Origin of the sequence: Halorientalis regularis (assembly GCF_023698535.1) — an archaeon.
Classification (GTDB): Archaea; Halobacteriota; Halobacteria; order Halobacteriales; family Haloarculaceae; genus Halorientalis; species Halorientalis regularis.
The window spans coordinates 43,221-62,399 of record NZ_JALJCL010000014.1 but is presented as its reverse complement, the minus strand read 5'-3'; the positions used below and the strand labels follow the sequence as shown (position 1 = coordinate 62,399).

Here is a 19,179-nt window from a genome sequence, read left to right as displayed (position 1 = left end):
CTGCAATCGACGAGCGTCTCCACGACCGAAAGTTCGTGCGGACGTTCTTCACGACTCCGACAGCAGAGAGCGGAGCCGACGACTCGGCCAAGAAGCTCCGGAGCGCCATCGGTCTGCGCGGCATGCAGGCCCCCGACGTGTGGGTGCCGGACAACGAGGACGCCACCGCGCCCAACATGCGCGACGAGGGTGCCGAGAACATCGCCGAGGTCGTCGCCGACGATGGCGAGGAGTTCCCCGGCGAGATCCACCCCCGCGTCGTCTGGCACCGCGACGACCCCTCGACGCGCTACAAGGGCTTCCAGCACATGCTCGAGATCACCGACCCCGAGAACGGAGCCGTCGAGAACATCGACGGGTTCGTCATCCCCGAAGTCGGCGACATCGACGACTGGAAGAAGGCCGACGAGTTCATTACCATCGTCGAGAACGAGCACGGTCTCGAAGAGGGGAGCCTCGCGATGTCCGTCATCATCGAGTCCGGCTCCGCCGAGCTGGCCATGGGCAAGCTCCGCGAGGAGATGGGCAAGGCCGACAACAACCTCGAACGCCTGTTCCTGCTGGTCGACGGTGAGGTCGACTACACCAAAGACCAGCGCGCGATCACGCCGACCGGCGGCCTCCCCGAGTGGAAGGAACTCCGCCACAACACCTCCCGCGCGGCCAGCGCCGCCGGCTGTATCTCCGTCGACGGCCCCTACGACGACATCCGCGACGTGGACGGCTACCACGAGCGCATCACCGCCAACAACGCGATGGGGATGCTCGGCATCTGGTCGCTGACCCCCGGGCAGGTCGTCGAGGCCAACAAGAGCCCGCTCCCGCCGGAGGAGGGCTACTGGATCATCGACGCCGACGGTCGCGAAGTCGAACTCGAAAGTCGAGAGGGCGTCGAGGTCTACAGCGGCGACCGGATCGAACTCGAGGAGGAGGACGGCGGCTACGAACTCGAAGTCGGCAGCGACGAGATCTTCGTCGAGTCCGAGGAGGACCTCGCCGACGAACTGCTCGATCTGGTCGACTACGTCCCGAGCATGGACGACATCGTCGACTCCATGGAGGAGTTCGAGGCGGCCAAGGAGGCCGGCAAGGGTGCCATCGCGATGACCCGCGCGGCCACCGTCGAGATCGACGGCGTACAGGTCGACGTTTCCAGCGACCGCATGTGGGACGAGGCGACCTACCAGGCCCTCATGACGCCGGTCAAGCTCTTCCAGGACGTCTACGAGAACCGCCCGGACCAGCACGACGACCTCGCGGAGCTGTACAGCGAGGACGTCGTCGACCGCGCGATGGACGTCGGAAACTGAGCGGCAACCGTCTTCGTTTTTATAGCCAGTCGGACAGATCGGACGCGGGACCGCCGTTCGCGAAGGGCGTCTCCGCGAAGGGGACGGGCCGGGGCCGGTCGCGCTCGGCCAGGAGCGACTCCGCACGCGCCCGGTCGGCCGCGCCGGCGTCGACGACGCCCCAGGGCGGCCAGAACGCGGCGTAGACGAAACGCCCGAGCGAGCGGTCCCACCGCAGGTACATGTCTGCTTCGTCGGCTCTGGTCACCAGGCACACGTCGCCGTCGGTCACCCGCGTCACCTCGACGTAGTCGGCCAGGTCGAGATCGGCCAGGTCACCGCCATCGCCCAGCGCCCCCCAGAGCAGTCGGCAGGGCCGGCTATCGGTGTACTGGAACAACACGTCACGCACAGCGTCCCGATCGGACATCACCCTGTGTAAAGTGACCAATATGCATAAGCCTCCGGGTCCCGCCGGATACCGCCTCGACACGGCACTCGGGCGGCGTGACCGTCCGGCCGCTCCCGCACCGACAGCGGGGCTAGTGTTTTTATCCATGGTGGCATACCACACACCCATGAAGTTCGTTATCGTCGGCTTCGGGCGCGTCGGGATGCGCACCGCACAGACCCTCCAGTCGGAAGGGCACGAGGTCGTCATCGTCGAGCGCGACCACGACAAGATCGCTCGCGCCGAATCGGAGGGCTTTGCCGTCGTCGAGGGTGACGGAGCCGAAGAGGACGTGCTGGACGCGACTGGAATCGAGGCGGCAGACGCCATCGCCGCGCTCACGGGTGACCTCAACACGAATTTCGCGGCCTGTATGGTCGGAAAACACCACGGCTGTCGAACGGTACTGCGAATCGACGAGGACTACCGCGAGGAGATCTACGAGAAATACGCCGAGGATGTCGACGAGATCATCTACCCCGAACGGCTCGGGGCCGCCGGCGCGAAGACCGCGTTGCTCGGCGGTGACTTCAACGTCCTCGCGGATATCACCGAACAGCTCTCGGCGGCCAGTGTGCAGATCCCCGAGGACTCGCCGATGATCGGCAAACGCGTCGTCGAGATCGATCTCCCTGCCGACGCCCGCGTCTACGCCCACGGGCGCGCGAACGAGGCCATGACGATCCCACTGCCACAGACCGAGATCCAGGCCGACGACAGCGTGGCCCTGATCTCACATCCGGACTCGCTGCCGGCCGCTCGCGAACAGTTGCGCGGCGAGAGTGCCTGAGCCGTCGCCCTCGGCGTCGGTGAAAGGAAAGTGGGGTGGGGTCAACGGTGTCCGGGCGCGCGAAAGGATGGGAGACTGAGGCCGCCTGAGCGCGCCCTAATTTTCAGCAGGTGCCGGTAGTACTTAAAATCGCGTCAGACATCCGTCACACTCGGGGGAACCACACGAGGGCCCCACTCACGAGGCGACCGGACCGCCCGCCGCGTCGCGGCGGCTAGCCGATACCGGACACGTGGCACGCGTCGTGAAACGGCCAACGGTTGCTGACAACGCTGATATGCCACCGGTTCCGAAAGCGTGTCGTGGCCGTATCGACCGTCGAACGCGTCGAGGAGCGTCTTCCCGTGGCTGTCGGGGACCTGACGGGCGCGTTAGGGGATTCGGTTACGGTGTTGCCCCTCGTGGTGGCGCTGGGTGCGCTGACGCCCGCGTCGCTCGCCCACGTCCTCGTGGGGTTCGGTGTCTTCCAGATCGTCTGGGGGCTCCGGTACGGCCTCCCGCTGTCGGTCGAGCCGATGAAGGCGCTGGCAGGGCTGGCCATCGCCGGTGCGCTGACCTACGGCGAACTCGTCGCCGCCGGCCTGCTCGCGGGCGGCGTCTTGCTCGTCGTCGGCGCGACGGGGACGCTCTCCCGCCTCCAGACCGTGGTCGGCCGCCCGGTCATCCGCGGCGTTCAGTTCGCCGTCGCTCTCCTGCTCGCCCAGGCCGGTCTCGACCTCGCGCTGGGCGACCCGGCGGTCGCAGCCGCTGGCGCGGCGCTGGCTGGCGTGGTCGCCGTCGCCGGCTACCGCCGCGCCGCCGCGCTGGTCGTCCTCGCGGCCGGCACCGTCTGGACCGCGGTCGCTGCGGGCGTCCCCGCACCCGCACTCCCCGCCGCGTCGCTGTTTCCGACCGGCGGTCCCGCGCTCACGGTTGGTGCCCTCGAAGGTACTATGGCACAGCTGGCGATGACCGTGGGCAACGCCGCGGTCGCGACCTCGCTGCTCTGTGCCGACCTGTTCGACCGCGACGTGTCGCCGGACCGACTCGCCCGGAGCATGGGCGGGATGTCCTTGGCCGCGGTGCCGCTGGGCGGCCTGCCGATGTGTCACGGCAGCGGCGGCCTCGCCGGGAAGTACGCCTTCGGCGCGCGCAGTGGGACCGCCAACGTCGTCCTCGGCGTGCTCTATCTCGCCGGCGCGCTTGTGGCCGGCCTCTGGCTGTCCTTCCCGATGGCACTCCTGGGTACCCTGCTCGGCGTCGTCGCCGTCCAGCTCGGCCGGGTCGCGCTCGACACCGACCACCTGCCGCTGGTCGGTGCCATCGGTCTGCTCGCCGTGGCCACCAACGTCGGCGTCGCCTTCCTCGCCGGCCTGGGGTACTGGCTCGCCCGCGAGCGCTGGCTCGCGTGAGCGGTGGGTTTTCGGCACCTGCCCACCCATTCCGGGTATGACCTGGGCCGATCTCTTCGACCGCGCCGACGAGTACGACGTCGCCCTCGCGACCGTCCGCGAACGACTGGCGGCCCGCAGAGGTGACGAGGATGACTGACGGACCGAACCCCGCCCGGTTCGTCGCGGACGCGGACGTGCTGGCGGCCGACCTACTCGTGGACGGGCCCGCCCGCGAGGCCCTCGACATCGCGCGGGCCCACGACTGGGTGTCGCTGCTCGCCAGCGACCGCCTGCTCGACGACGCCGAAGCCGTGATCGCCGACTGTGCCGACGCCGCTCTGGCTGGCGAGTGGCGCGAGACGATCGAGGCCCTGCGCGAACCCGTCGAGCACCCGCCCGGCGACCACCCGGCGCTCGCTTCCGCTTACAACGGCGACGCCCCGCACCTCCTCACCTTCGACGAAGGACTCCAGTCCGTCCAGGCCGGCGCGGCCCTCCGGAAACACGTCGACGTGAGCGTCCGCGACCCGCGGGCGTTCGTCTCGCTGTTCGATCCCGAAGCGATGTACGGGGTCGTCGTCGGCGGCGCGTATCCCGGCCCGGACCGGGACCCGCGAGCGTGAGGTTCAGACGCCCGTCTCGTCGTCGCTCGCGAACGCCTCTCCGCTACTCGACGTTCTTCGACAGCACGTAGTACGTGATCGTGGCGTCCAACAGACCCGCGACCGGGGCAACGAGTCGGAACCGACTCTCCTGATACACGAACAAGAGTGTCGTCGTCAGGACGGCCCCCGACAGCAATCCCGCGCCCGCCGCCAGCCGTTTCCCTCTCGTCTCCAGCATCCCTGTCACTGAATCAGCACGTCACATAGATGCTTCGCTCGTCTTCCGACGTACCGGTCGCTCACTCCGTTCGCTCCCGGTACCACTCCCCGAACTTCGCCAACGCTCGCCCGCGATGGGAGACCGCGTTCTTCTCCTCCGGCGTCATCTCCGCGAAGGTCGTCCCGTCGTGCTCGAAGATGGGATCGTAGCCGAAGCCGCCCTCCCCCCGCGGCGCGACGATCTCGCCGGGCACGTACCCCTCGAAGATCTTCACCGGGAGGTCACCCGCGGCCACCTGGTCGTCCGTCGTCGCCGCCGCGCGCTCCTCGGCACTCTGGTCCTGCCCGCGGCGCTCGTGATCGACTGGCTCCGGCGACGCGTCGAAGCCCTCGCCGTCGCAGTAAGCCAGCACGGTCTTGAACGACGCCGCGCGGTCGTCCTCCTCGCGGGTGAGCCGCCAGACGCGCTCGACGCCCACCGTGTCCTCGACGTACGAGGAGTAGGGGCCGGGGAAGCCGTCGAAGGCGTCGACGAACAGCCCGGCGTCGTCGACCAGCACCGGCTCCCCGATGTGGCGGTAGGCCTCCCGCGCGCCGTGGGCCGCCACGGTCGCGAGATCGTCGGCCTGGATCTCCGTGTAGTCGAAATCGAGCTGTTCGACCGTTCCGTCCCCGAGATACTCGCGGGCTTCCCGCACCTTCCCCTGGTTGGTCGTCACGAACCGGAGCATACCCGGCGGTGTGCGCCGCCGGTCAAAAGACGCGTCGATTCAGTCGACGATGACTTCGACGGGCTCGTCCTCGTCGCCGGCTTCGCCCTCCTCGCTCGACTGCCGACCCTGGTAGAACAGGAGGCCGGCGACGGCCAGCACGATCCAGGACCGCCAGTTGGCCAGGTTCAGCGTGTAGCCGATGCCGAAGGGCTTCTCGACGAGCATCCCCTCGCCGGGCCGCCAGTACGACGAGAGCAGACGCTTGATGCTCGGCCGCTCGAAGTTGTACGGTACCCCGAAGATTTCACCGGACTCCGGCTTGTCAGCCATACTCCGTATTTCGTCTGGCCCCGTTAAGACGTTTGTCCTGACGGGGCAGATCGGGACTCGTCTGTATCTCACCTCGTCGTATCTGTTGACACATGTCACAGCCGTCCCGAGTCGCCGTGCGCGAGGCCGTCCGGGAACGTCACGCCAACCCGAAAAGCGGCTGGTCGCGCGTCGCCAGTCTCCCCCCTCATGCTCTCGATCTACCGCCGGGACGAGCGCCTGCTGGTCGGCACCGTGCTGTTCGTCGCCCTCGATCCCGTCCTGTTCCCGCCCCCGTCCGACGACGACGCGTGGATGACCCGCGTCGTCTACGGCGAACGCCTCTGGCTCGAACACGGGAACCGCTGCCACCCGATCCAGTTGTTGAACGTCGCCAACGCCTTCCTCACCCTCTACGCCGTCCGCGCGGCCGTCCGCCGCCAGCCCGTCCGGACCGCCGTCGCCACCGCCGGCGCGATGGCGCTGAAGTTCCTGTTCGTCGCCTTCGTCGCCGACTACTACGACCACCACGCCGCCGACGTGACCCCCGAGTGACTACTGGTACCGCCCGCGCCCCTCGATCTCGCGCAGGTGATCGAGAACGCGCTCGTCTCCCACAGAACTGTATGCCTCCTCGGCGGCCGCGAGCAGGGCCTCGGGGTCGTCGGCCGTCCCCGAAAGCGACTGGGCCAGCACGTGCAGGTCCATCGCGTAGTCCTCGCGGTCGTTGGTGTAGTAGCCTAGCCCGAAGTCGATGAGGTAGGTGCGGCCATCGTCCCCACTGGTTCCCTCGAAGGAAACCCTCACGTTCCGCGTCGTCGGATCGCCGTGGACGAACCCGGCCTCGTGGATCGTCGCCAGGTGCCGCCCCACGTCACGGACGTTCGCCTCGGTCAATCGCTCGCGGAGGTCCGCGTCGCCGACGCGCTCGAAGACCAGCCGGGTCTCCCAGGGGTCCACGTCCAGCACGACCGGCGTGGGGACGCCGTAGCGGCGCGCGTCGGCGGTGAGCCGGGCTTCCTCTCTGGTGCGCTCGACGCGCAACCGCTCGTCCAGTTTCGGGTGGCGGTAGCTCCGCGGGCGTCGGTGTTTGATCACGCGCTCCCCGTCGATCTCGACCGTCGCCTCCGCGCCCTGCAGTTCGTCGGCTCGCGGCGTCCCGCCGCTCGCTCGTTCGGCGGGCGTCGTGTCCGACGCCCGCCCGCGCCAACTGACTTCGACCTGATCCGGCCGGAAGTCCGCGTCGATGCCCGACTCCGCTATCGAGAGCGTGTCGCCCGCGTCGTACATCTTCGCGCCCAGCACTGCGATCATCCCGGCGTTGTCACGGAGGAAGCGCGGTTCGGGGGCGAAAAACTCCGCGCCGCGCTGTTCGCACATCTCACCCAGCATCTCCCGCAGGCGGTCGTTCTGGCCGACCCCCCCACCGAGGACGAGTTCGTCGCCCCCGGTCAGCGAGAGGGCGCGTTCGCTGACCTCCGTCAGCATCGCGAAGACGCTCTCCTGCAGGCCGTGACACACGTCCTCGACGGGAACCCCGTCGTCGACGGCCTGTTTGGCCGCGCTCATCACGCCGGAAAAGGAGAAGTCCATCCCCTTGACGACGTAGGGGAGTTCGTGGTACGCGCCGTCCTCTGCGGCTTCTTCGACCTTCGGGCCGCCGGGGTGGGACCAGTCGAGGTGGCGGGTGAACTTGTCGATGGCGTTGCCGACGCCGGTGTCCATCGTCTCGCCCAGCACGCGATAGCGACCGTTCCGGTAGGCCAGGACGTGGGCGTTCGCGCCGCTGGCGTTCAGACAGACCGGCGACTCGAATCCCGAGCGGTGGCGGCCGATCTCCAGGTGGGCCACCATGTGGTTGACACCCACGAGGGGCACGTCCAGCCGCTGGGCGACCGCGCGGGCCGCGGTCGCGACGATCCGCAGACAGGGGCCGAGCCCGGGACCGCGGGAGAAGGCCACGCAGTCGACGGGCGGTCCGTCGGCGTCGTAGTCGGGGTCCTCCGCTGCCAGTTCGCGAGCGTGCCCGAGCGCCCGCTCGACGACCGCTGGCACGTTGTCGCCCATGTGTTCGGCGGCCTCGCGCGGGTGGATACCGCCGCTGTCGGGCTGGTAGGCCTCGGTCTCGATCTCGACGGTCTCGGCCGCGCTGTCGTAGACAGCCGCGCTGGCGGCCCAGGCCGTTCCCTCGATGCCCAGCACGCGCGTGTCCGGCGTCACTCTTGCCAGTCGAGAGGCGACGAGCGGCCAAAGGGGTTGTCATCCACCGCCTCCAGCACCCTGTCGTCGGCCGAAGGTTCAAATACCAGAATGGGAGCACTCCGTCACGAGACAATGCGACGAGCGATCGGACGGCGGCAGGTACTCGCGACACTCGGCGGCACCGCCGTCGGTGGGACGGTGCTCGCAACGGCCGGTTCGGTGCCTGCGGCCGCACAGGACGACACGGACGACGAGGGGCTGGAGAGACCGCTGGCCTGGGCCAACGGCTACGGCGGTTCACGGTACACCGTGATATCGTCGGTCGTTCCGGCCCAGGGTGAGGGATATCTCGTCGGCGGCCGGCAGGCGTCCGATAGCGACGAGACGAGCGCCTGGCTCGGCCGGGCCGACGCCGACGGACAACTCCAGTGGGACCGTCGATACCGGGGCGGCGTCCGCGGGACCGTCGAGACGGTCGTCACCAACGGTGACGGAACCTACCTCGTGGCGGGCGGGCGAGTGGAGGGCGAGACCACCGGCGGCTGGGCGGCGACGGTATCGAGCAGTGGCGACATCCAGTGGGAACGCTCCTACGACGACGCGACGAAAATCCTCTCGGCCGCCCAAACCGGGGACGGCTATCTCCTCCTCGGGCGGCGAGAGGCCGGTATCTGGACGGCTGCCGTCGACGAAGATGGGTCGGTCGACAGCGACCGAACCAGCAACGACAGCCTCGCGTTCACGATTCGGCCGGCTGGCGACGGAACGTTCCTGCTCTGTGGCGTGCAGTATACCGCCGAGGGAGCCCCCAACCCCTGGGTCGCGTCACTGGCCGGGACCAACCGGATGCGCTGGGACCGGGCCTACGAGACGAACGCCGTCCCGAACCAGGTGGTTCCGGCCGACGACGGCGCGTACCTCGTCGGCTACTCGGCCGGTGGTGAGACCGAGGCCACCGACGGCTGGATGGCCAAGATCGGGTCACCCGGGGAGGTGGGCTGGGAACACCGCTACGACCGGAACCAACGAGACATCCTGTTCTCGCTCGCGCCCACCGACGATGGGGCGATACTCGGTGGCTGGTCCGGCACCGGTTCGACCGGTGACGCGTGGCTCGTGGCCGTCGACGAGGCGGGTGACCAGCGATGGGAGCAGATCTACGACACCGACGGCTGGAGCCGGTTCAACGATCTGCTGGGAACCGACGATGGAGTCATCGTCGCTGGCGGGAACGGTGGATCCGCGCTCCTCGGCCTGTACGATCCATCGGCCGAGTCGGACTCCCAATCGGCGCCGACGGCCACTCCGGCCGCGACGACCACGGCGACCGCCGACGGCACGGCGCCGACGGACCGGGCCCGGACGATGGGTGCCAGTGGCGAGACGGCCCGGGAGGACCGGACCACGACGGCGGCGCAGGCCGAGGAACCCGGAGCCACTACCACGTCCGGCTCGGGGCCGGGACTGGGCATCGCGAGCGCACTCGCTGGCGTCGGTAGTGCTGCCGCTTTGCTCCGGCGGAATCGGCGGGACGAAAACTGAACGGAGCCCTACTGCCACTCGGTGTAGCTGCACCGGCCGCAGTGGAGGCGGTCGCCGTGATCAGCGAGGAAGGCGTCGCCACAGCGCGGGCACGTTTCCTTCTCGATCGTCCCGTCCTCTTCGTAGAGTTCGTGGCGGGGCATCTATGCCTCCTCGGCCTCCTCTTCGGCCTCACCGTCGGCCATGATTTTGTTGCGTTCGAGCATGTGGTCTTGCTCCACGTCGGCGGCGAACTCGGGGCTGTCGTACACCTTCGCGTAGCCCACGGTCTTGCGCATCCCGTATTTCGTGTCGAGTTCGTGGACGACGACCTCCTCGGCGTCCTTGTTGAGCTTGGCGGCGAGACTGTCACGAACCGAGAGCCGCGAGGGCGTCGCGTCCTCGTGGACCATCTCGAACCGAACGTCGGTTCGGTGTAACATCGGATTCTCCGTCTCCTCGATGATGTCGATATCCATGGTTCTTGGTGGTACTCCCCGCGAAACGAGTAAAAGGATTTCGAAGCCCGTACCGCCCGCAGGTGGTGCCCGGCTCAGCCGTCGAGCAGGTCCCACAGCCGCTCGTCGTCGCCGTCCATCCGCTCGAACAGGTCCGTCACACGCGTTTTGATCGCCTCGTCACACTCGACGAGGACCATCCCCTCGTCGGGCTGGCCGTAGACCACGCTGGCTCCCGACGGCGCGGCGGCGATGGCTGGCAGCGTCGCCAGATCCTCCTCGCCGTCGACGACGATCACCGTCGACTCGCCGTCGCTCGCGGCGTCGATAGCCGTCGCGAGCGCCGACAGCAGGCCCGCGCTCAGGCCCGCCGCGGCGTTTTCGACGTCGACCTCGCGGTCGAACACGCCCGCGTCGATGGCCTCCTGGATGTGGTCCTCGATGGCCGAGCGCTTGGTCTGGCCGTCGATCAGCGCCACGTCCGGCCGGTGGTCGGCTTCGATCAGGTGGTAGGTGACGATGTCGCCGACCGCGATCAGGGGCGGGTCGGCGGCCGCGAACAGCGCGTCGGCCTCCGTGTAGACCGTGCCCATCGGGTCTTTGAGCTCGCTGCGCAGTGCCTCCTGCAGGCTGACGACGACCTCGGTGTCTGTGTCGTCGGTCACGTCAGCGTACCTTCAGCGCGTACTTGCCGGGCTCGTCGACTTCCATCTCCTCGGCGACCTCGCTCTCCTCGGGGTGAGCGATGATGACGTAGCCGGCCCAGTCTTCGGTCAGCGAACTGGAGCCACAGGAGACACACGCCTCCTCTTCGCCGGACTGCTGGACGCGGTGGCACTCGCGGCAGACGAGTCTATCAGCCATGCCTACTCACCCGTGGTCGCCTCGCTCTTGCGTTCCTGGCGCTCGGCTTCGAGCCAGCCGTGCTTCCCGAGGCCGACCTGTTTCGCGGTGAGGCCGATCTTCGAGTCACGGGGGTTGCGCTCGTCGATGCTCTTGGTGACGATGCGGGCCCGCACCGCGTCGCCGACCGTCAGCGTGTCGTTGGAGTCCCGGGAAGCCAACTGCTGGTTCTCCTCGTCGTAGGCGAGATACTCGTCGGAGATCTGGGAGACGTGGAGGAGGCCGTCGACCGGCCCGATACCGACGAACGCGCCGAAGTTGACGACCTCGACGACCTCCCCGTCGACGACCTCCTGCATCTGGGGGTCGAAGGTCAGCGCGTCGAACTCTGCCTCGTAGTAGACGCCCGGCTGGTTCGGGAGGACTGCGCCCTCGCCGATGTCCTGGACCTCGATGACGGAGACGACGCTGCCCACGTCCTCGTCCATCCGGCCCTCGAGCTTGTCCTGCAGGAGTCGCTTGATCCGTCCCGGAGTCACGTCTGCGAGGTGTTCCGGGGGCACCTCTACTGTGTCGCGAAGTCGAACCCGTTTGTACATGTTATGGTTGAGTAATGGCGAGTTTGTTCTGGCCCCTTAAACCAATTACTGGAACGCCACGGTCCAGTACGCGGTCTCGCAGGGGGCGGTCGTTCGTGACGACACAATCGCACTCGCCGGCGGCGGCGAGTTCGACGATCGCGTCGTCGGCGTACGATTCCTCGTGGTCGAGGACGCGAGCGCGGTCGGTCAGATCCCGGCCGACGCTGGCGGCCGTCCCTTCCTCGCCGCCGCCGTCGGCCAGCGAATCCAGTTCGGTGACCACGGCTCGCGGCACGGCCAGGTCGTGGTCGCCCAGCACGCGGTCGAGTTCCTCGAACAGCCGCACGTCGCATTCGACCGGCATCATCAGCGCGCTCGTGTCCAGACACACCGTCATTCCCGAAGCGTCCCGACGCCGATCAGCCGCCACCGCGCGCCGACCCGGCGGTTGATGGCGATCTTCGCGCCCGGCTCGGCACACACCGGCCGTTTCAGCGCGATCTCACACTCGCCCCCGCGGGCGCTGGTGACCGAGCCGACGGTCGTGGCCGTCCCGACGGTGAGCATCAGCGGCTCGCCCGTCGAGATCTCCTCGACCTCGTCGGTCTCGCCGACGATCCGTTCCAGCAGGTCGACGTCCATCTCGAACTGCTCGAAGGTCGGCGGGAGCGTCCCCGGCGGGCCGGCGACCTGCCCCGCGAGCGCGTCGCCCTTCGTCAGCGACGGATCGAGGCCAGTCCCGACACCGAGCAGGCCGCCGGGTGTCGCCTCTTGGACGTCTTCGCCGCCGGCCTGGAGCGACCTGACGGTGGTCTCGACGGGCCGCCACTCGGTCTGGCCGCCCTCCTCGACTTCCCGGCCGGGTCGGAGTTCGATGTCCTCGCCCTCGCGGAGCCGACCCTGGACGAGACTGCCACCCAGGACGCCGCCCAGCAGCGAGTCCCAGGTCGTCCCCGGACGGTTGATGTCGAAACTGCGCGCGACGAGCATCTGAGCGTCCTCGCTGGGGTCGCGCTCGGGCGTCGGGATCTCCGCCTCGATAGCCTGGATCAGCACGTCCATGTTGACGCCCTGCTGGGCCGAGACGGGGACGATGGGTGCGCCCTCTGCGACCGTGCCCGAGACGAACTCCGTGATCTGTTCGTAGTTGTCGGCCGCCGTCTCGCGGTCGACGAGGTCGACCTTGTTCTGAGCGATGACGATGTTGTCGATGCCGATGATGTCCAGCGCCATCAGGTGCTCTTCGGTCTGGGCCTGCGGGACGGGCTCGGAGGCGCTGACGACCAGCACCGCGCCGTCCATGATCGAGGCCCCCGAGAGCATCGTCGCCATCAGCGTCTCGTGACCGGGTGCGTCGACGAACGAGACGGTCCGCAGGGGCTCGCTTTTCGAGCCGTCCGGACACTCCTCGTCGACGGTGTACTTCTCGGGTTCGTCTGCGCCGGGGCACTGCCGAAAGGTTGCGTCGGCGTACCCGAGGCGGATGGAGATGCCGCGTTTCATCTCCTCGGAGTGCTGGTCGGTCCACTCCCCACTCAGCGCCTCGACCAGCGTCGTCTTGCCGTGGTCGACGTGGCCAACGAGCCCGATGTTCACCTCCGGTTGTCGGTGTTCGTCTGTCATTTCGAGAGTAATCTTACCGTTCTTTCGCCGCCTGCACCTGATAAAGTTGCTGTTCTCGCCTGCCGACGGCGGGATCGCCCCGGCCCGCCGACCCCGCATCGGCCCCAGAGATTATCCACTTGCTGGCCCACTCGTCGGCCATGCCTTTCGATCCCGACCGCGTCACGACCGTCACGTTCGACTCTTACAGCACCGTCGTCGACGTCGAGGCCGCCGAACGCGCGCTGGCCGATGTCGTTCCCGAACCCGAACCCGTCTCGAACCTCTGGCGCGCCCACTCGCTGATGTACACCATGGTCGCCAACCACGTCGACGCCTACCAGCCGTTCTACGAAATGAACCGCGACGCCCTCACCCACGCGCTGGACGTGTTCGGCGTCGACTACACCGCCGACGAGCGCGACGACATCCTCGCCGTCTACCACGAACTCGACGTGTTCGCGGACGTGCGCGACGGCATGGAACGGCTCGCCGACGCCGGCTACGATCTCTACATCGTCTCGAACGGCAACCCCGAGATGCTCGACTCGATGGTCGCCCACGCCGGCGTCGACGACCTGCTCGAAGACACCGTCAGCGCCGACGAGGTCGAGCGGTTCAAACCCGATTCGACCCTCTACCGCCACGCCGCCGCCCGGACCGGGACGCCCATCGACGAGATCGCCCACGCCACCGCGGGCTGGTTCGACGTGCAGGGAGCCAGCCACGCCGGGATGCAGGGTGTCTGGGTCGACCGGAAGGACGACCCCTGGGTGGCCTTCGGCGGCGAGCCCGACCTCACCGTCGCGGACTTCCACGGCCTCGCGGACGCGCTGGACGCGTGAGGGCCCGGGCTTTTTCGGTCCCGCGCCGAACCGTCGTGTATGGTCGAGGTCGCACTGACCAGCCAGCGCGTCGAACCCGAGAAAGTGTCCACGCTCCGGGAGTGGATCGATGACCGCCGCGACCGCGAGGCCGAGGTCGCCGAGTCGCTCCGGGAACGGAACGTCTACACCGAGACTGCCTTCCTCCGGGAGACCGACGACGGCACCTTCCTCGTCTACTACGTCGAGGCCCAAGACATCGAGGCCGCGCAGGCGGCGTTCCCGAACCCCGACCGGGAGATCGACCGTCGACACTGGGAAGTCCTGTCCGACGTGCTGGACGACGCCGGCGCTCGCGAGGCGGCCGACCCCCTCCATCACGCCACGAGCCCCGAGCGGCCCGCCCGACCGGAGTGACCGCCCGACCGGACGACGCCCGAGCGCGACGCTTTTGCTCGCCGGGCCCCTGCACCCGGTGTGTCCGAGTTCGCGTTCGAGGTCGCCCTGTCGGCCCGTCTGGAGAGCGACCGCGAGGCCGTCATCGCCCGGCAACTCGGGACCGCCTGCCACGGCAACCGGGTGATGGACCTCGTGGTCGTCGAGCCCGGTCCTGGATTCGACGACCGGGCGGCCATCACGCCCGAGCACATTCCCGCACCGGCCATCGAGAGCGATGTCGGTCCAGGGACGGCCCGGTACTGGAAGGACGCGTTCGACATCCGTCCCGAGCGCGCCGAGGCCGTCGTCGACCGCGCGGTCGAGTTGGGATTCTTCGGGCGCGAACGCCGCAACGGCCGCACGTACGTCCGCCAGACCGCCCGCTACCCCGACGACTGGTTCGATTCTCTCGTGGGCATCGAGAACAAGCCCGATCTCGGGCGGCCCGGGGATCTCGAAACCCAACTCCGCAAAGACGTAAGCCTCGGCCTGCTGGACGAGGTGATCCTGGCGACCGAATCCCACGTCACCGGCGCACACCTCAATCGCATCCCCGAGGTGGTGGGCGTCTGGCGCTTCTTCCCCGACAGTGGCGAGCGCGAGGTGATCCGGGAGCCGACGCCGCTGGACACCGACGAAACGGGAATCGACGTGCTGGAGCGGCGGACGGCCCGGACGGACGTGGCGGTCGTCACCGCCGCCGAGAAACGCCGCCAGCGCCGCCGCGTGGCCGAACGCGCCTACGGCAAGGGCTGGCGGACCTACGACTTCCCCGACTGCGCGGAAGTCGAGGCCCGCGAGCGGTTCGAGCGGGGCGGCCTCCCGTACTGCGCCTGGAAGGGCCGGATCGTCGACCCCGCACGGGAGTGTGGCCCCGACTGTGACGGGTACGATTCGGCGGACCCGCCCGACGTGGATGCGGCCGCCGAACGCGCCGCCGGCCAGCCCTGGGACCCCGAGCCCGAGGGACGACAGCGCCGCCAGTCCGGGCTGGACCGGTTCACGTGATTCCAAGCCGCCGGGAGACGACGACCGCGCCCATGTAGCACGCGGTGAAGGCGACGACGAACGCGAGGACTGGCACTGGCTCGACGGATCGCCCGAACAGCGCGGTCGGGACGGCATAGCCCACTGCGCCCACTGCCGCGACGAGTCCGGTCGCGACCAGCGGGTGGTCGGTCGGGAACTGCTCGGCGTCGGTCATCGTCCGTTCCAGCGGCTCGGACGACAAAACGGTCCGCTCGATTTCAGAGTTCGTACCGCTCGCCGTCGACGGCCAGGTCTTCGTCGAAGGCCTCGTCGGCCGGGATGAAGTGTGAGAGGTGGACGATCCGTGTCTCGTCGGCGTCCAGCTCCGCGCCGAGCGAGCGCGCGCCCTCGATTGTCATGTGCTTGGTCCCGAACGTCCGTGGCACGCCGTCCTCGTCTTCGTGTTTCCCGCCGTATGGGTGGTGTTCACAGAGGTGGGCCGGGACGATGCCATCGGCCAGCAACAGATCGGGGTCAGCCAGCGCCTCGCGGGACTCGTCGGGAATCCCGTAGCTGGTGTCGCCCGACAGCGAGAGTTTCGCGCCCGTCTCCGGGTCCTCGATGGCGAGCCCGTAGCAGACCAGCGGCGGATGATCGACCGGGACCAGCGTCACCTCGAATCCGCAGGTCTCGAAGGGCTCGAACGGCGACTCGGCCGAGACCGTCACGGCGTCGAGGTAGTCGTAGTCGCTTCGAACTGTGCCGGCGACGCTCTCACCGGTCTCGGGATCGGTCTCGTCGGCGGCGTACACCGGCAGATCACCGAACAGGCGGTAGGCGTTGCCCAGTCCGTCCAGATGGTCGAAGTGGATGTGACTGATCACGGCGGCATCGGGCAGGTCCACGTCGCGTTCGAGGAACTGGTGGCGAAAGTCCGGGCTGGCGTCGACCAGCAGCGCCTCGTCGGTCCGCTCGTTGCGGACGTGGACCGAGTACCGGGTGCGCTCGACGCCGCGCTCGCGCGCTCGCTCGCAGGTGTCACAGGAACACCCGGGCGTCGGTGTACCGGTCGTGTCGCCGGTGCCGAGCAGCGTGACCTCCATTCGCCCAGCGAAAAGAGTTCTGGGGCCCTAAACCTCGCGGTCGCCACCACGGGCGGCCGTCTAGTCGTCCGCGTGATCGTGATCGTGGTCGTGGCCGTGCCCGTCGGCGGCGGTCTCTTCCTCGTCGGACCCGGAGATGCCACCGCCGGCCACCAGCGCGTCGGCGTCGCCGTCGATCATGTCGAGGTTCTTCAGGTTGTCCCGCTCCTCGAAGTCGGCGACGGCGTCTTCCAGATCCTGCTGGGTGAGCGTCGTCCGTTCCTCGGTCAGGGCGCTCAGCACTGCTTCACGGAGGACCAGCCGGAGGTCACTGCCGGTCAGCCCCTCGGTCATCTCCGCGAGCGTCTCGGGGTCGAAGTCGTCGATCTCCATCTCGCGGGTGACGACCCGGAGGATGTCCGAGCGCATGGTGCGGTCGGGCTTGGGGAAGTTGACGATCTCGTCGAAGCGCCGCCAGGCCGCGGCGTCGAGCTGGTCGGGATGGTTGGTCGCCCCGATCAGCAACACGTCGTCGTCGATGAGACTGATGTCGTCGATGCTCTTGAGGAGGGTGTTGACGGCGCGTTTGATCGCGGCGTGTTCGTCCGACGAGCGCGTCTTGGCCACGAAGTCGAACTCGTCCATGAAGAAGATACACGGGGAGAGTCGCCGCGCGACCTCGAAGGATTTCTCGACGTTCTTGGCCGTCTCGCCGAGGTACTGGCTGGTGATCATCGACAGCTTCACCTCGACGAACGGGAGGTCGAGTTCCCGGGCCAGCGCGCGGGCCACGGAGGTCTTCCCGGTGCCCGGCGGGCCGACGAACAGCAGCTTCCCGATCTCGCGCAGCCCGATCTGGGCGAGGTAGTCCCGGTGTTCGATGGCCTTGACGATCTTGTGGATCTCGCCTTCCTGGTCCTCTGTGAGGACGAGGTCGTCCATCGTCATCTCGACTTCTTCGGGGGCGCGGATGTCCACGAGGTCGAGCATCTCCTCCTCTTCCTCGTCGTCGAAGTACTCGTCGAGCAGGCTGTCGATCCAGGCCCGGTCGGCTCGTGCGGGCCGGTTCAGTTCGTGGGCTTGCTCGTAGTCGACGCCGAACTCGTCGCCGTACGCGGCGGCCAGCGTGGGGTTGTCGCGGATCCGATCCTCGTCCGCGCGGTCGAGAAACCACTCCTCGGCCATGTCCGCGTCGGTGAACTCGATGTCGCCCGAGAAGTCGTCGCGGTCGGTGAACATCAGTCCCGAGATGGCGTCCCAGGGTCGCTCGACGCCGGTCGCGTCCGCGGCCGTCGTCGCGGTCGCAGAGAGGGGTCGCTCGATGCGGCCGTCGCTCCAGAACACAGTCCGGTAGGTCGGCGGGAGATCGTCCGGCTCTAACTCGCGGTCGTCGTTGTACGCTGTCGCTGTCAACAGGAACTCGACGACGTCCAGCTCCGGGTCACTCATTCCCACCGAGATTCGACCGCGACGGACATAAGCCCCCCGGACTCCGGCCGCGACCACCCCGCCCACTCCCCTCATACCCGTCCGATCACCACCGAATCCCCGCGATTGCCGTGTGTGATGTTCACCGAAGCTCCTGACAACACTTCCACTGTAAACCATCTATGCGAGGTAGTTAACATAGGAATCGAGAGGGCGGTCCACCCTCGACAACTGGTAGTGCCAGCGGTGGGAGTTCGACGGGATTTAACACGAACGACCCTGATGGGCTACACATGGCAGATAACACGCCAGTCGTTGTCAAAGCGTACCGTACACCGCAGGGGAAGGAAGACGGCGTCTACTCGGACGTCCGTAGCGAGGATCTCTCGATCCCGTTGATCAACAAGATGCTCGACGAGACCGGCCTCGAAGGCGAGGACGTCGACGACCTGATCTGGGGCTGTGCCCAGCAGCGTGGCGAGCAGGGCAACAACATGGCTCGGGTCATCTCGCTGCTGTCGGACCTCGGCGAGAGCGTGCCCGCGACGACCGTCAACCGCTGGTGTGCGTCCTCGGCCCAGGCGATCATCTCCGCGGCCGACGCCGTCCGCGCCGGCCAGCGCGACGTGCTCATCGCCGGCGGTGTCGAGAGTATGTCCCGCGTCGAGATGGGTGAGAACACGGCCAACGTCCACCCGCGCCTGAACGACCACTACAACGTCATGGATCTCCAGATGGGGATGACCGCCGAGAAGGTCGCCGAGGAGTACGACATCTCCCGGGACACCCAGGACGAGTACGCCGCCCGCTCCCAGCAGCGCGCCGTCGAGGCCACCGAGGAGGGCCGCTTCGACGACGAGATCGTCCCGATCGAAGGGACCGACGACGAGGGCAACGAGATCACCGTCGAGAAAGACGAAGGGCTGCGTCCGGGCACGACCAAGGAGAAACTCGAAGGCCTCCCGACCGTGTTCAAGGCCGACGGGACCGTCACGCCCGGCAACTCCAGCCAGATCTCCGACGGTGCGGCCGCCACGATGATCACCAGCAAGGAGTTCGCCGAGGACCAGGGCCTGGACATCCTCGCCGAGGTCGGCGGCAACAACGTCGCCGGCGTCGACCCCACCGTGATGGGTATCGGCCCGATCCCCGCCGTCGAGGGCCTGTGTGAGCGCACCGGCCGCGACCCCGAGGACTACGACCTGGTCGAACTCAACGAGGCCTTCGCCTCCCAGTGTTACTACTGCCAGCAGGAACTCGGCTTCGACGACGACATCTACAACGTCAACGGCGGCGCGATCGCCATCGGCCACCCGCTCGGTGCCTCCGGTGCCCGCCTGCCCGTGACGCTGATCCACGAGATGAACAAGCGCGACGCAGAACTCGGCCTCGCGACCGAGTGTGTCGGCTTCGGGCAGGGTGCAGCCATCGAGTTCGAGTTGCCCTAGATCTGTCTTCCAGTTTTCCGCCCACTTTTTTCGG

The 19,179-nt window shown here is 68.0% G+C and carries 25 protein-coding genes; 10 read left to right on the top strand and 15 right to left on the bottom strand.

The window, feature by feature from the left end; translation table 11 throughout:
• Positions 1 to 5 precede the first annotated feature (5 nt).
• On the top strand, positions 6 to 1,310 hold the full coding sequence (gene aceB, locus MU521_RS16935; RefSeq protein ID WP_092694180.1) for a malate synthase AceB: 1,305 nt from the start codon (positions 6 to 8) through the stop codon (positions 1,308 to 1,310).
• 19 nt (positions 1,311 to 1,329) lie between these two features.
• Here the strand turns inward: aceB and MU521_RS16930 are convergent, their stop codons facing one another.
• The gene (locus MU521_RS16930) at positions 1,330 to 1,719 is read right to left on the bottom strand and encodes a hypothetical protein (protein WP_092694054.1); all 390 of its coding nucleotides are present in this window, start codon (positions 1,717 to 1,719) and stop codon (positions 1,330 to 1,332) included.
• 148 nt (positions 1,720 to 1,867) lie between these two features.
• Between MU521_RS16930 and MU521_RS16925 the strand changes: the two genes are divergently transcribed.
• The 3 genes from MU521_RS16925 (at position 1,868) to MU521_RS16915 (ending at position 4,526) form a co-directional block, all read left to right on the top strand.
• Positions 1,868 to 2,530 carry a potassium channel family protein gene (locus tag MU521_RS16925; protein ID WP_092658324.1) on the top strand — a complete coding sequence of 221 codons (663 nt, stop codon included), beginning with the start codon at positions 1,868 to 1,870 and terminating at the stop codon, positions 2,528 to 2,530.
• Between the two features lie 302 nt (positions 2,531 to 2,832).
• Positions 2,833 to 3,921, top strand: coding sequence for a putative sulfate/molybdate transporter (locus MU521_RS16920; RefSeq protein WP_092694056.1), 1,089 nt, complete (start codon positions 2,833 to 2,835; stop codon positions 3,919 to 3,921).
• A gap of 131 nt (positions 3,922 to 4,052) precedes the next feature.
• On the top strand, positions 4,053 to 4,526 hold the full coding sequence (locus MU521_RS16915; RefSeq protein WP_092694058.1) for a DUF7384 family protein: 474 nt from the start codon (positions 4,053 to 4,055) through the stop codon (positions 4,524 to 4,526).
• A 43-nt stretch (positions 4,527 to 4,569) separates the two neighbouring features.
• On the opposite strand, the gene MU521_RS16910 is transcribed toward MU521_RS16915, so the two are convergent.
• From MU521_RS16910 to MU521_RS16900, 3 genes are all read right to left on the bottom strand, one after another.
• Entirely contained in the window at positions 4,570 to 4,746 is a 177-nt protein-coding gene (locus tag MU521_RS16910; protein ID WP_175452911.1) for a hypothetical protein, read from the bottom strand.
• 61 nt (positions 4,747 to 4,807) lie between these two features.
• The gene (locus MU521_RS16905) at positions 4,808 to 5,458 is read right to left on the bottom strand and encodes a non-canonical purine NTP pyrophosphatase (protein ID WP_092694060.1); all 651 of its coding nucleotides are present in this window, start codon (positions 5,456 to 5,458) and stop codon (positions 4,808 to 4,810) included.
• 39 nt (positions 5,459 to 5,497) lie between these two features.
• On the bottom strand, positions 5,498 to 5,770 hold the full coding sequence (locus MU521_RS16900; RefSeq protein ID WP_092694062.1) for a DUF5808 domain-containing protein: 273 nt from the start codon (positions 5,768 to 5,770) through the stop codon (positions 5,498 to 5,500).
• 189 nt (positions 5,771 to 5,959) lie between these two features.
• On the opposite strand from MU521_RS16900, the gene MU521_RS16895 reads away from it, so the two are divergent.
• Positions 5,960 to 6,304: a DUF6653 family protein gene (locus tag MU521_RS16895; RefSeq protein ID WP_217630181.1), complete on the top strand. Its 345-nt coding sequence runs from the start codon at positions 5,960 to 5,962 to the stop codon at positions 6,302 to 6,304.
• Here the strand turns inward: MU521_RS16895 and MU521_RS16890 are convergent, their stop codons facing one another.
• The gene (locus MU521_RS16890; protein ID WP_092694064.1) at positions 6,305 to 7,969 is read right to left on the bottom strand and encodes a bifunctional N(6)-L-threonylcarbamoyladenine synthase/serine/threonine protein kinase; all 1,665 of its coding nucleotides are present in this window, start codon (positions 7,967 to 7,969) and stop codon (positions 6,305 to 6,307) included.
• A gap of 114 nt (positions 7,970 to 8,083) precedes the next feature.
• On the opposite strand from MU521_RS16890, the gene MU521_RS16885 reads away from it, so the two are divergent.
• Positions 8,084 to 9,493 carry a hypothetical protein gene (locus tag MU521_RS16885; RefSeq protein ID WP_092694066.1) on the top strand — a complete coding sequence of 470 codons (1,410 nt, stop codon included), beginning with the start codon at positions 8,084 to 8,086 and terminating at the stop codon, positions 9,491 to 9,493.
• 8 nt (positions 9,494 to 9,501) lie between these two features.
• Here the strand turns inward: MU521_RS16885 and MU521_RS16880 are convergent, their stop codons facing one another.
• The 7 genes from MU521_RS16880 to MU521_RS16850 all read right to left on the bottom strand — a co-directional run bounded on the left by MU521_RS16880 (position 9,502) and on the right by MU521_RS16850 (position 12,977).
• Positions 9,502 to 9,636 (bottom strand): 30S ribosomal protein S27ae, encoded by a 135-nt coding sequence (locus MU521_RS16880; protein WP_092694068.1) that lies wholly within the window; start codon positions 9,634 to 9,636, stop codon positions 9,502 to 9,504.
• A complete protein-coding gene (locus tag MU521_RS16875) occupies positions 9,637 to 9,951 on the bottom strand; it encodes a 30S ribosomal protein S24e (protein ID WP_092694070.1) in 315 nt (104 codons plus the stop codon).
• A 74-nt stretch (positions 9,952 to 10,025) separates the two neighbouring features.
• The gene (locus tag MU521_RS16870; protein WP_092694181.1) at positions 10,026 to 10,523 is read right to left on the bottom strand and encodes a GTP-dependent dephospho-CoA kinase family protein; all 498 of its coding nucleotides are present in this window, start codon (positions 10,521 to 10,523) and stop codon (positions 10,026 to 10,028) included.
• Positions 10,524 to 10,596: 73 nt separating this feature from the next.
• Positions 10,597 to 10,794 carry a transcription elongation factor subunit Spt4 gene (gene spt4 / locus MU521_RS16865; RefSeq protein ID WP_092694072.1) on the bottom strand — a complete coding sequence of 66 codons (198 nt, stop codon included), beginning with the start codon at positions 10,792 to 10,794 and terminating at the stop codon, positions 10,597 to 10,599.
• A gap of 2 nt (positions 10,795 to 10,796) precedes the next feature.
• Positions 10,797 to 11,372: a DNA-directed RNA polymerase gene (locus tag MU521_RS16860; protein ID WP_092694074.1), complete on the bottom strand. Its 576-nt coding sequence runs from the start codon at positions 11,370 to 11,372 to the stop codon at positions 10,797 to 10,799.
• 1 nt (position 11,373) lies between these two features.
• The gene (locus MU521_RS16855; protein WP_092694076.1) at positions 11,374 to 11,751 is read right to left on the bottom strand and encodes a type II toxin-antitoxin system VapC family toxin; all 378 of its coding nucleotides are present in this window, start codon (positions 11,749 to 11,751) and stop codon (positions 11,374 to 11,376) included.
• Positions 11,748 to 12,977, bottom strand: a complete 1,230-nt coding sequence (locus MU521_RS16850; protein WP_092694078.1) for a translation initiation factor IF-2 subunit gamma — start codon at positions 12,975 to 12,977, stop codon at positions 11,748 to 11,750. The genes MU521_RS16855 and MU521_RS16850 overlap by 4 nt, the downstream gene beginning before the upstream one ends.
• Before the next feature lie 140 nt (positions 12,978 to 13,117).
• Between MU521_RS16850 and MU521_RS16845 the strand changes: the two genes are divergently transcribed.
• From MU521_RS16845 to MU521_RS16835, 3 genes are read left to right on the top strand one after another with little or no spacing between them, the layout of a single operon-like run.
• Entirely contained in the window at positions 13,118 to 13,801 is a 684-nt protein-coding gene (locus tag MU521_RS16845; protein ID WP_092694080.1) for a haloacid dehalogenase type II, read from the top strand.
• Between the two features lie 39 nt (positions 13,802 to 13,840).
• Positions 13,841 to 14,197: a DUF6176 family protein gene (locus MU521_RS16840; RefSeq protein WP_092694082.1), complete on the top strand. Its 357-nt coding sequence runs from the start codon at positions 13,841 to 13,843 to the stop codon at positions 14,195 to 14,197.
• Positions 14,198 to 14,257: 60 nt separating this feature from the next.
• A complete protein-coding gene (locus tag MU521_RS16835) occupies positions 14,258 to 15,226 on the top strand; it encodes a DUF5787 family protein (RefSeq protein ID WP_092694084.1) in 969 nt (322 codons plus the stop codon).
• On the opposite strand, the gene MU521_RS16830 is transcribed toward MU521_RS16835, so the two are convergent.
• The 3 genes from MU521_RS16830 to MU521_RS16820 are packed head-to-tail and all read right to left on the bottom strand — an operon-like array spanning position 15,219 to position 17,718.
• Positions 15,219 to 15,422 (bottom strand): hypothetical protein, encoded by a 204-nt coding sequence (locus MU521_RS16830; RefSeq protein ID WP_092694086.1) that lies wholly within the window; start codon positions 15,420 to 15,422, stop codon positions 15,219 to 15,221. The two genes, MU521_RS16835 and MU521_RS16830, sit on opposite strands and share 8 nt — an antisense overlap.
• Positions 15,423 to 15,465: 43 nt before the next feature.
• Positions 15,466 to 16,290, bottom strand: a complete 825-nt coding sequence (locus tag MU521_RS16825; protein WP_092694088.1) for an MBL fold metallo-hydrolase — start codon at positions 16,288 to 16,290, stop codon at positions 15,466 to 15,468.
• 60 nt (positions 16,291 to 16,350) lie between these two features.
• Positions 16,351 to 17,718: an ATP-binding protein gene (locus MU521_RS16820; RefSeq protein WP_092694090.1), complete on the bottom strand. Its 1,368-nt coding sequence runs from the start codon at positions 17,716 to 17,718 to the stop codon at positions 16,351 to 16,353.
• A gap of 272 nt (positions 17,719 to 17,990) precedes the next feature.
• Here MU521_RS16820 and MU521_RS16815 point away from each other — a divergent pair, with 272 nt between their 5' ends.
• Positions 17,991 to 19,145, top strand: coding sequence for a thiolase family protein (locus tag MU521_RS16815; protein ID WP_092694092.1), 1,155 nt, complete (start codon positions 17,991 to 17,993; stop codon positions 19,143 to 19,145).
• Positions 19,146 to 19,179: the final 34 nt, after the last annotated feature.

Bases quoted from the DNA above. Each gene is read 5' to 3' on its own strand.
- MU521_RS16930 (WP_092694054.1), bottom strand. From the start codon at position 1,719: ATGTCCGATCGGGACGCTGTGCGTGACGTGTTGTTCCAGTACACCGAT.
- MU521_RS16925 (WP_092658324.1), top strand. From the start codon at position 1,868: ATGAAGTTCGTTATCGTCGGCTTCGGGCGCGTCGGGATGCGCACCGCA.
- MU521_RS16915 (WP_092694058.1), top strand. From the start codon at position 4,053: ATGACTGACGGACCGAACCCCGCCCGGTTCGTCGCGGACGCGGACGTG.
- MU521_RS16910 (WP_175452911.1), bottom strand. From the start codon at position 4,746: ATGCTGGAGACGAGAGGGAAACGGCTGGCGGCGGGCGCGGGATTGCTG.
- MU521_RS16905 (WP_092694060.1), bottom strand. From the start codon at position 5,458: ATGCTCCGGTTCGTGACGACCAACCAGGGGAAGGTGCGGGAAGCCCGC.
- MU521_RS16900 (WP_092694062.1), bottom strand. From the start codon at position 5,770: ATGGCTGACAAGCCGGAGTCCGGTGAAATCTTCGGGGTACCGTACAAC.
- MU521_RS16895 (WP_217630181.1), top strand. From the start codon at position 5,960: ATGCTCTCGATCTACCGCCGGGACGAGCGCCTGCTGGTCGGCACCGTG.
- MU521_RS16885 (WP_092694066.1), top strand. From the start codon at position 8,084: ATGCGACGAGCGATCGGACGGCGGCAGGTACTCGCGACACTCGGCGGC.
- MU521_RS16880 (WP_092694068.1), bottom strand. From the start codon at position 9,636: ATGCCCCGCCACGAACTCTACGAAGAGGACGGGACGATCGAGAAGGAA.
- MU521_RS16875 (WP_092694070.1), bottom strand. From the start codon at position 9,951: ATGGATATCGACATCATCGAGGAGACGGAGAATCCGATGTTACACCGA.
- MU521_RS16870 (WP_092694181.1), bottom strand. From the start codon at position 10,523: ATGGGCACGGTCTACACGGAGGCCGACGCGCTGTTCGCGGCCGCCGAC.
- spt4 (WP_092694072.1), bottom strand. From the start codon at position 10,794: ATGGCTGATAGACTCGTCTGCCGCGAGTGCCACCGCGTCCAGCAGTCC.
- MU521_RS16860 (WP_092694074.1), bottom strand. From the start codon at position 11,372: ATGTACAAACGGGTTCGACTTCGCGACACAGTAGAGGTGCCCCCGGAA.
- MU521_RS16855 (WP_092694076.1), bottom strand. From the start codon at position 11,751: ATGACGGTGTGTCTGGACACGAGCGCGCTGATGATGCCGGTCGAATGC.
- MU521_RS16850 (WP_092694078.1), bottom strand. From the start codon at position 12,977: ATGACAGACGAACACCGACAACCGGAGGTGAACATCGGGCTCGTTGGC.
- MU521_RS16845 (WP_092694080.1), top strand. From the start codon at position 13,118: ATGCCTTTCGATCCCGACCGCGTCACGACCGTCACGTTCGACTCTTAC.
- MU521_RS16840 (WP_092694082.1), top strand. From the start codon at position 13,841: ATGGTCGAGGTCGCACTGACCAGCCAGCGCGTCGAACCCGAGAAAGTG.
- MU521_RS16830 (WP_092694086.1), bottom strand. From the start codon at position 15,422: ATGACCGACGCCGAGCAGTTCCCGACCGACCACCCGCTGGTCGCGACC.
- MU521_RS16825 (WP_092694088.1), bottom strand. From the start codon at position 16,290: ATGGAGGTCACGCTGCTCGGCACCGGCGACACGACCGGTACACCGACG.
- MU521_RS16820 (WP_092694090.1), bottom strand. From the start codon at position 17,718: ATGAGTGACCCGGAGCTGGACGTCGTCGAGTTCCTGTTGACAGCGACA.
- MU521_RS16815 (WP_092694092.1), top strand. From the start codon at position 17,991: ATGGCAGATAACACGCCAGTCGTTGTCAAAGCGTACCGTACACCGCAG.